The sequence below is a fragment of the Streptomyces inhibens genome, assembly GCF_003389455.1.
Lineage (GTDB): Bacteria > Actinomycetota > Actinomycetes > Streptomycetales > Streptomycetaceae > Streptomyces > Streptomyces inhibens.
The window spans coordinates 1-2,185 of sequence record NZ_QUAC01000306.1 but is presented as its reverse complement, the minus strand read 5'-3'; the positions used below and the strand labels follow the sequence as shown (position 1 = coordinate 2,185).

Sequence of the window (2,185 nt, the reverse complement as noted above, 5' to 3'; positions counted from 1 at the left end):
GTTGTTCTGCCGTTCGGCGCGGGACAGCTTCTTGCGCTGGCCGCCGCCCATGCCCACGGGGTTGTTGATGTTCTTGCTCACGGTCACGGGTTCTCCCGGTAGTGATGTGAAGTGATCTACGGATTCATCGGTGGGGGACGGGCGGCGACGTCGAAGGACGCCAGCAGGGGCCCGTCACGCTCTCACTCGTAAATCGGCGTCTGGAAGAACATGACAAAGACATTACCCGGTTCCGCCGGCCCCGCACACCAACCTTTTCGCCCGCCCCGGCGTCGGCCGGGCCTTCGGCGAGCGCCCGGGGTCAGCCGTTTCCTTCCGGGAATCTCAGCACAGCCAGCACCCGCCGGTGGTCGCCGCCCGCCTGGGGCAGGTCCAGATGGGCGTTACTGGGCCGCCGCGGGCGTTGTCAGTGGTCGCGAGCATACTGACGGCATGAGAGATCATCTCACTTGCGCCCCGCCGTTACGGGACAACCTTTAGGGCGATGCGTAACGGGCCCCGGTTCGCTACGGCGGTCCCGAGGCCCGTCCGATCAGGCGCCGGCTACCTGATCTCCGCGTATGAGGCCACTCCCGGGCGGCACTTCGGCCGCGTCCCCGCCGAAACCGGTGATCTTGTTCTTACCGTCGACGAAGACGACCTTCGGCTCGAACTCGTCGGCCTCCTGCGGCGTGACCGAGGCGTACGACACGATCAGGACCAGGTCGCCGACTTGGGCCTGGCGTGCCGACGGGCCGTTGACGCCGATGACGCCGGAGCCCCCGGGGCCTTCGATCACGTAGGTGGACAGACGGGCGCCGTTGGTGACGTTGACCAGGTCGACCTTCTCGTGGCGGCGGATGCCGGCCGCTTCCGTCAGGTCGAGGTCGATCGTGATGGATCCGACGTAGTTGAGGCGGGACTGTGTGACGGTGGCGCGGTGGATCTTGGCTTTGAGCGTCTCGAAATGCACGGTGGCCCTTCGCGGTTGCGTCTGGTCAGGCGGTGGATCCCGGTGTCGCGACGTGGTGGAGCGTGGCACGACGAAAACATGGCCACAACCCCTGATGATCAACGAAATTCGAAGCAGTAAAGGCATGTTGGCCTTGTAAAACGCTGCCATATCCCGGTCTGTGGCCGTCTTCGCGGTGTCAGGTTTCCGTGGCAGCGCGTGAGCTCCGGGTCACGTCTTTTACAGGCTGACGAGGGGCACATCGACCTGGCGGGACCGGCGTAGAACCGACTTGGGCAGCAACGTGCGGCGCTGGCGGCCCGGAGTGCTCCAGACCTGGCAGGAGCCAGCTCTGGAACGGAGTCAGCCGGGCCAGGACGAGGGAAACGACGTCGGCCGCATGGGCGAAAGCGAGCGCGCCGAACAGGCCGTGCGCGGTGCCCATGCATTCAGCGTGGATCGTCACCCGTCGCCAACGGTCCGACAGTGGCAGCACCACCACGGACGCGTCTCCACGGCACCGCCATGCGCTCCAAGGCTATGTCGGGGTGCTGGTTTTCGACGTCGTGGAACCAGGCTTCGAGGAAGCTGACGCCGCTGTACTGCTGATGGGTCGGCTCGGCTACAGCACCCACGGTATTCAGGGAACGGGCGGTGGCGCCTGGATCGCCGCCGAGATGGGGCGGCCAGGCACCCGACCGGGTCGTCGGCATTCACGTCAAGGGTCTGCTCACCTTCCCCTCCGGAGATCCCGCCGAGTTCGAGGGGCTGACCGGGCCGGAGCAGGAGCGGCTGGCGCGGCTGGAGAACTTCCAGCAGGACAAGATGGGCTTCAACGCCATCCAGTCCACCCGTCCGCAAACCCTCTCCTACGGTCTGCACGACTCACCGGTTGGCCAGCTTGCTTGGATCTCGGAGAAGTTCAAGGAGTGGACGGACGCCGCCGCCGAGCTCCCCGAAGACGCTGTGGGTCGCGACCGCCTGCTGACGAACATCAGCGTCTACTGGTTCAGTGGCACGGCGGGCTCGTCGGCCAACCTGTACTACGAGGCGGGCCACGACGCGAGCGCCTGGGCCCCGAAGGCGCGCGGTACCGTCCCGACCGGCGTGGCCGTCGCCGTGAGCACCGATATTGCCATCCGCCGCTTCGCCGAGCGGGACCACAACATCACTTAGAACTCCTAACGAAATGATCTTCGAGGTGGTTGGATCACTCCGGGACCGTTGATCCGGGGGTGTGGGGTGGCTCGGCCG

3 protein-coding genes are annotated in these 2,185 nt (G+C 66.1%); 1 reads left to right on the top strand and 2 read right to left on the bottom strand.

What is annotated here, in order from left to right:
* Together DY245_RS45470 and panD are read right to left on the bottom strand one after the other, a co-directional pair.
* Positions 1–87, bottom strand: an 87-nt coding sequence (locus DY245_RS45470) for a DUF6243 family protein (RefSeq protein WP_244943423.1), incomplete at its 3' end; no start/stop codon positions are given.
* A gap of 445 nt (positions 88–532) precedes the next feature.
* Positions 533–1,102, bottom strand: a complete 570-nt coding sequence (gene panD, locus DY245_RS33125; protein ID WP_342354239.1) for an aspartate 1-decarboxylase — start codon at positions 1,100–1,102, stop codon at positions 533–535.
* Positions 1,103–1,585: 483 nt separating this feature from the next.
* Here panD and DY245_RS33115 point away from each other — a divergent pair, with 483 nt between their 5' ends.
* Positions 1,586–2,107, top strand: a complete 522-nt coding sequence (locus tag DY245_RS33115; RefSeq protein WP_244943421.1) for a hypothetical protein — start codon at positions 1,586–1,588, stop codon at positions 2,105–2,107.
* The last annotated feature ends 78 nt before the right edge of the window (positions 2,108–2,185 follow it).